At 42.9% G+C, this 6,286-nt stretch carries 8 protein-coding genes; 3 read left to right on the top strand and 5 right to left on the bottom strand.

The window, feature by feature from the left end; genetic code table 11:
- The first annotated feature begins 121 nt into the window (after positions 1-121).
- A complete protein-coding gene (locus HXY43_RS21075; protein ID WP_290887237.1) occupies positions 122-424 on the top strand; it encodes a hypothetical protein in 303 nt (100 codons plus the stop codon).
- A gap of 83 nt (positions 425-507) precedes the next feature.
- Here HXY43_RS21075 and HXY43_RS21070 read toward each other — a convergent pair whose 3' ends face one another.
- On the bottom strand, positions 508-1,482 hold the full coding sequence (locus HXY43_RS21070; protein WP_290887234.1) for a radical SAM protein: 975 nt from the start codon (positions 1,480-1,482) through the stop codon (positions 508-510).
- Positions 1,483-1,675: 193 nt separating this feature from the next.
- On the opposite strand from HXY43_RS21070, the gene tcmP reads away from it, so the two are divergent.
- Positions 1,676-2,587 (top strand): three-Cys-motif partner protein TcmP, encoded by a 912-nt coding sequence (gene tcmP / locus HXY43_RS21065; RefSeq protein ID WP_290887231.1) that lies wholly within the window; start codon positions 1,676-1,678, stop codon positions 2,585-2,587.
- A gap of 55 nt (positions 2,588-2,642) precedes the next feature.
- Here tcmP and HXY43_RS21060 read toward each other — a convergent pair whose 3' ends face one another.
- Genes HXY43_RS21060 through HXY43_RS21045 form a run of 4 tightly spaced genes read right to left on the bottom strand, consistent with a single transcriptional unit; the run spans position 2,643 to position 5,448 of the window.
- Positions 2,643-3,359 (bottom strand): hypothetical protein, encoded by a 717-nt coding sequence (locus HXY43_RS21060; protein WP_290887226.1) that lies wholly within the window; start codon positions 3,357-3,359, stop codon positions 2,643-2,645.
- Complete coding sequence (locus HXY43_RS21055; protein WP_290887223.1) at positions 3,316-4,101, bottom strand: DNA cytosine methyltransferase; 786 nt, start codon at positions 4,099-4,101, stop codon at positions 3,316-3,318. The genes HXY43_RS21060 and HXY43_RS21055 overlap by 44 nt, the downstream gene beginning before the upstream one ends.
- A gap of 1 nt (position 4,102) precedes the next feature.
- A complete protein-coding gene (locus HXY43_RS21050) occupies positions 4,103-4,582 on the bottom strand; it encodes a hypothetical protein (RefSeq protein WP_290887220.1) in 480 nt (159 codons plus the stop codon).
- Positions 4,579-5,448: a hypothetical protein gene (locus HXY43_RS21045; RefSeq protein WP_290887217.1), complete on the bottom strand. Its 870-nt coding sequence runs from the start codon at positions 5,446-5,448 to the stop codon at positions 4,579-4,581. The genes HXY43_RS21050 and HXY43_RS21045 overlap by 4 nt, the downstream gene beginning before the upstream one ends.
- Positions 5,449-5,652: 204 nt before the next feature.
- Between HXY43_RS21045 and HXY43_RS21040 the strand changes: the two genes are divergently transcribed.
- Complete coding sequence (locus HXY43_RS21040; RefSeq protein WP_290887214.1) at positions 5,653-5,994, top strand: helix-turn-helix transcriptional regulator; 342 nt, start codon at positions 5,653-5,655, stop codon at positions 5,992-5,994.
- Positions 5,995-6,286: the final 292 nt, after the last annotated feature.

Genomic DNA, 6,286 nt, shown 5'->3' with positions numbered 1-6,286 from the left:
GAAACGCACTGCTATGGATAACAATTATATGGTTCAGGTTCTCAATTGTTTTTTCATTAGCAACACTTTAGATTCTTCTGATTCCTTGTGTCAAGCCTGATTGAGATGCTCTTACCCTGTTTTGCTAACAGTTAATGATATATGGTTATCACCAGAGCATAAAGAGGCTTATCTACCGCCAATAACCAATACTGATTACTACAAAAATCGCGTTCTTGATTCCATCAATAGCGACAGAAATATAGCTGAAAAAGTCTATTCTCAATGGGATGAAGGAAAGAAGAAACAAGAACATAAAAAGCAGTATGACGAACGTAATAAAAAATGGCAGCAAATCAAGAAAAATAGAAATTTTAGCCTATGGTATGACGATAATCTTGGAGCGTTTGCAGTAACAATATCCGTTACAAACGCCAATAATTAATCTGATACCCCCAACACCTGTGAGGGTTGTGCGATTGGATACCCGGATTTTAGCAGAGTGTAGGGGTGCGATCGCATAAAATATTAAGCTGCTTTATGCCGTGAAACTTCCAAATTGCCCCATCTTTCGACTGTTGGTTTATGTAGCCAGTGATTGAGTTTTTTACTATCTACATAATCTTTTAAACCAGGGTCAACCCAAATATGCAGTTTATCAAAGCACCCTAACTCAGTCGCAGCAGTTTCCATATATTCCCATTGTCTAATAAAGCATTCTGCCCATGACTTTTTAGTCATCACAGAAGCGGCAAAATCTAGTCCTGCTGCCACCATTCTTTTACCATTACTGCCACGGGCATTAATAGGTTCCCAAAAGATGACTTCCGGGTTAATACACATTACTTTCTCTAAATGCCTTTTAAAATCATCTAAAGCCATATTGGGAGGAGTAGGAGCAACTGCAACATATAATCGACACCCAGCTTTGTAACCTTCAAGCATTGCCTCATAGCGCAGACTTGGTGAAGGTGCATGAGGTTCAATTTGCCGACTCAAGTCATCATCTAGGTAAGGCAAGCTCATTCCAACCGTTACATTCTTGTGCTTCAGGATGTCGATATCCTTCACCCATAACGGGCTACGAGTCAAAATTCTAACTTTCTTGTTATATTTCAATAAAATCTCAACTACGCTACGGGTAACACTTGCAGTCTGGTTGTTTTGATATGGGTCAGTACCTGAGCAGAGTAAAACTACACCTTGGCCAGATCGTGTCTCTCTCCAAGCCTTCTTACGGCTGAGGATTTTCTCTAGCTTCTGGGGGATTTCTTGACGGACAAACAGGTACTGTCCCCAGTCCATTTGTGGGTTATCAACTCCTTTGTCTTTTAGTTGTGACTGCCTTGCTCGAATTGCTGGAGTTGAGGGGACATAACAGAAGGTACAACCATGCAAGCAGCCTGATGCCACGTTGATTACATAGTCACATAATCCCTTTTTGTTAAGCTCACTTTCCTGAAGTGGTTTAATTATTTCTTCAGTACCTTTGACAATCGACATAGAATATACCCACTTCCTATTTATAAGAATTTATATCTTTAAAATCACCTTGATTTTATCAATCAAAAATTGGTAGTAAACATCAATTTTTTGACTAGAAAAATTATATCATTTTCTTTATTTAAATATTTTTTAAATTACTTATGTAATCCAAACAAAAACTATAATATACTTAGGCTGATTTAGTAAATAAATGAACAAACAAGTATTCGGTGGCGATTGGACAGAAGAGAAATTAAATCGAATTCGTAAATATCTTCCTGCTTATGTACATGTATTAAAGGACAAGGGATTAAAATATGCTTATATAGATGCTTTTGCAGGTACGGGATATAGGGAACTTAAAGATGCAGAACAACAAAGTCAATTACAAAGTCAATTACTATTTCCCGAACTCGTTGAGCAAGAACCACAAAGATTTATGGATGGTTCAGCACGAATTGCACTTCAGGTAGAACCAAGGTTTAATCGATACATTTTTATTGAGAAGGACAAAAATAAAATACCTGACTTAGAGCAGTTGAAAGTCGAGTTTCCAGATAAAAGTCAAGACATCATAATAATTAATGACGATGCTAATATTTATTTACAAAATTTGTGTAGAAAGGATTGGCGAAAGAATCGCGCAGTGCTATTTTTAGATCCATTTGGAATGCAAATTCCGTGGGAGACAATTGTTTTAATCGCCCAAACACAAGCAATTGACCTTTGGTATCTGTTTCCTTTGGGAGTGGCGGTAAATAGGCTATTAACGCGAGATGGAAACATTCAAGAAGCTTGGCGAAGAAGACTTGATAATATATTTGGAACTGACGACTGGTTTGAAGCTTTTTATCAATCTGTAGAGCCACAAAGCAAGCAACTAAATTTGTTTGAGATAGACAATAACCCTTCAGCAGAAAAAACAGAAAAGATAGCCAATTTTGAGTCAATTAGCCGATATTTTGTTGAGCGATTGAAGACAGCATTTGCAGGAGTTGCAGAAAATCCACTTGTATTGCGTAACTCACGCAATAGTCCTTTATATTTACTATGTTTTGCATCAGCCAATCCTAAAGGAGCGCCAACAGCAATTAAAATTGCACAGCATATATTAGAGGGATGATGCGAGGGAATTAAGTAGCGTAGACGCTCTGCGGCTTGCCGATAGGCATCACCCCTCATTCCACCACACCCAACACCCCCAAAATCTCCCGCACTGGTGCTTTTTGTTGCTCTAACTGCTGTACTTGGGTAAGTAACCGCTTGGGAATGTATTTTGTAGATTTAATTAGGCGATCGCCCTCGTTCCAAAACTCGTAGTGATAATAAGCTTGCGGGTAATCCTTGCCACCTTTAGTAATGATGCGCCAGTGGATGCTGCCGCTACCCTCCCCTTTGTGCCGTCGCATTTTACTAGGGGATATTTCATTACTAGGGTTTATCTCTAATGCTTCTTTACTAGGGTTTACCTCCATGTCCCCTAGTACCTCACTATTACTAGGTCTTATCTCAATATCCCCTAGTAATTTACTAGGGCTTACCCCAACACCTAGTAATCCCAATATCTCTATCACTGGACGTTTAGCAGCCTCAGCTTCTTGAATCACCCCTAGTAATTTCTTGGGAATGTACTTGGTTTTTTTCTGCTTGTTCTCTTTCCAGTGGTAATAAGCTTGGCGGTAGTCTTTCCCGTTTTTAGTAATGGTACGCCAATGAATATATCCGCTACCCAAGCCCCTTTGTCGGCGGTTTTTACCAGGGCTTTTAGTACTAGGGGATATTTGCAATTGTTCTTTGCTTTTACCAGGGCTTTTATCTATATCCCCTAGTAATGATTCACTAGCATTTTTCTCAGGTGCAGAGGGAGTGGAGGTAGAGTACTCGCCGGAGGGCAATTTGAGCAAGCCGATTGTCGAGACAGTTTCCGAGGGCGGCGCGACGGGCGCGAGTAATTGAGTTGCCGCTCGGCACTCCTGGGGCGATGTCCACCCCACTGGCAGCCCGAACTGTAGTTCTAGCCAATCGGGGTTGTAAACTTCGTTTTTCTGCAATATCCCCAGCTTCTTCGCTTTCGCTTCGGATTTGGTCGTACCAGGGGGTCGCCCGTTTCCACAAGAGCTTAAGGCTCCGGGACGTGGCAACAAGCAAGAGCCTTTCTCCTTGCCAGAGAGTACCGTACTGGGCTGTTGGGACAACAATCCATTCTGCATCGTACCCACTGCCATGAAGCTCCCGGAGGATCTGCCGAAAATATGTGCCGGGTTCGGCTCCGGGAATAATGGGAGCTGATAGCAATCCAGGCACGTTTTCGAGGACAAAGAATTTGGGTTGACTTCTTCTAACGTGTCGCAAGACGGCTCCGATACAATCTCTTGGGTCAGCGCTTCCCAAACGTTTTCCTTCAACTGTAAAGGGCTGGCAGGGAGGGCTGGAGGATAAAATATCTGCGTCCCCTGGTCTGAGCCACAGTTCGCGCACATCTCGGTAGATGGTGACACCGGGAAAGCGATCGCACAGTCGCCCGCAGCAGAAAGAGTCAATTTCGCACAGTCCTTGCAGCTTGAATCCTCCAGTGATGAGTCCTGCAAGGGGGAAACCAGCGCCCACCCCTGAGCAGAGGTCAATTTGTCGGAGCATTTCATACTTCCTCCCCACAGTTCGCTACTATTGCCTTGTCAGCTTCAGCCAGTGCCACCTGGTGACGTTCGGCTGCCATTATCTCTTCATCGTGTGTGCGATCGCGTTGTCTTAAGCTTTTTGCTACGGCAGTTTGCTTAATTCGCTCCTGGATGAGTGCCACCTTATTGAGGGTTGTCTGTCGCCAATTTTCTCTTTCAATCCGGTCTAACTCTTGGCAAATCGCCGACGTGAGCCGCATATCAATTTCATCCTCTAGGTGCAGATAGTTGGAACCAGCACTGCAACCAGGTGCTTGACAAACAGGAAGGCGATCACGGTCATAGTCGTAACCAGAGATGACCAAGCGGGCTAAATGCGGCTGTACCTTGCCTGTATCTTGGCAGCAGAAACACTGCCATTGGGGATGCCAAATTTCTTTTTCATATCCTGGCTCATCTTCGCGGCGCATGGGTTCTGGGGGGAGCTGTGGCAGTTTCATGACTCTGCCCCCCAAATTAAATTATTGGCATTTGCCCACCTAAAAAATTCTTCTCGTTCTTTGTCACGTTTCCCAGTCTCGTAAATGAACGCTGCAAAGCCCAAGGAACGGATTTTATCAAGCCATTCTTGATAGTGTGGGTGATTTTTCCATTTGCTGTTGGTTGCCGCGCCACTGGGGGTTTTTCGCCACTGGGCGGCTAACTCCTCAAAATTCGCCTCAATCCATTTGAGGGGTAATTCGGGCGGTCTGGGAAGCTGGGCGGCTTTGTTCTTCCCAAATTCTAAAAAACTTTCTCTCTCGCCTTCTGAGAGAGAGTCTAAAAAGTCTATATATATCTTATTAATCTTAGAGTTTTGGGATTCCTGCTGTGTAAGGCTTTCAGACTTCGCGTGGTGCGTAGCGATCGATCGCGGTGCGTCACGATCCACCGTGGTGTGTAGCGATCGATCGCGGTGCGTCACCACACCTTGGGTGTCTTCACACACCTGTGGTGCATCATCACACCCTTGATGCTTCATCACACCTATGGTGTCTTCACACACCACAGGTGCGTCATCACACCATATTCCCTTAGCCATCACCTTGGCTTTGACTTGCAGTAGTTCGAGGTCAATGAATCCTTTTGCATCTAATTCTTTTAGGGCGCGGCTTACGGTTTGCCTGTGAACTATACGCTCTGGCTTTGACAGTAGACGAGCTATTTCTGCACAATTAATCTCTATCCCTTGGTTATAGGGGTCAGTGGTGCGGATGTAGTACAGTACAGCAAGTTGTGCTTGCGTTAATTCTCGGCAAGCTTCTAACCATTCCTCATGTTGCAGAGGGTAAAATTTCCCTTGAATTTTTGCGTTATTTTGCGTCATAATATCCTTGAGAATTATTGAATCAAAAACCCCCGCCCCTGTCCCCCAAACAAGGGCTACTTTTTTGCTTGCAGTGCAACTGTTAAGATTGAGTTGCACGTAGTTAGCCGATTTGCTATTGTGGAAACAACAACTTAATAATTGATAATTAGCAAAATTGCTAGCATGAAAATATTAAGCTAAAACTTGCAAATTAGCAACAAAATGAATCACCAGCAAATTCTGATCAGGGCAATTAAGGAAAGTGGGCTGACCGCCAGAGATATAGCCGATGGTACAGGGGTTAGTGAAAGCAGCCTCAGTCGATTTGTTAATGGCAAGCAAGACCTTAAGGCTGGAGATTATTTTGCTGTGTTGAATTTTCTCCCTGACTCTGCCAAAAGCTTTGCTAGGTCCCGCTTGGGTATGGACGATACTACTAGTTTAAAGACGCTAGTTATGCAAGCTTCTAATGAAGAGAAGGCAGAAGTTTTATTTGCAATTGCTAATTTACTACTAGAAGATCGTAAAAGTGTTGATTCGGTCGAATTTCTGCCAGCAGTTTAATAAGTAGTCCTTGATCAACCTTGAGATGTGTGACAACAGAGTCCGCTATTTGCGTAGTCAGCTTGTATCATAATTATATTTATAGCTCCAGTGATTATACTTAAGTCTGACTACTTGCAGGCTGAAAGATTCTGTGTTACCAATATCAGCAACTCCTAATATTGCGTACTTATCCCTCTTCTGTCACTTTCCGGAGTTAGCTAGTAGAAAATAAGTTAAATTATCCAGAAGCATAACAAGGTTTAAATTGATTCATTGCAGCAATTAAATGATTGAATCCCAGCAATAAATG

Origin of the sequence: Fischerella sp., assembly GCF_013388695.1 — a bacterium.
In the GTDB taxonomy this organism is placed as follows: Bacteria; Cyanobacteriota; Cyanobacteriia; order Cyanobacteriales; family Nostocaceae; genus PCC9605.
Note: the sequence above shows the minus strand (reverse complement) of the source record. Positions and strands in the feature narration are given on the sequence as shown.

Excerpts from the sequence above, each read along its gene's own strand:
- HXY43_RS21070 (WP_290887234.1), bottom strand. The coding sequence starts at position 1,482 with ATGTCGATTGTCAAAGGTACTGAAGAAATAATTAAACCACTTCAGGAA.
- tcmP (WP_290887231.1), top strand. The coding sequence starts at position 1,676 with ATGAACAAACAAGTATTCGGTGGCGATTGGACAGAAGAGAAATTAAAT.
- HXY43_RS21055 (WP_290887223.1), bottom strand. The coding sequence starts at position 4,101 with ATGCTCCGACAAATTGACCTCTGCTCAGGGGTGGGCGCTGGTTTCCCC.
- HXY43_RS21050 (WP_290887220.1), bottom strand. The coding sequence starts at position 4,582 with ATGAAACTGCCACAGCTCCCCCCAGAACCCATGCGCCGCGAAGATGAG.
- HXY43_RS21045 (WP_290887217.1), bottom strand. The coding sequence starts at position 5,448 with ATGACGCAAAATAACGCAAAAATTCAAGGGAAATTTTACCCTCTGCAA.
- HXY43_RS21040 (WP_290887214.1), top strand. The coding sequence starts at position 5,653 with ATGAATCACCAGCAAATTCTGATCAGGGCAATTAAGGAAAGTGGGCTG.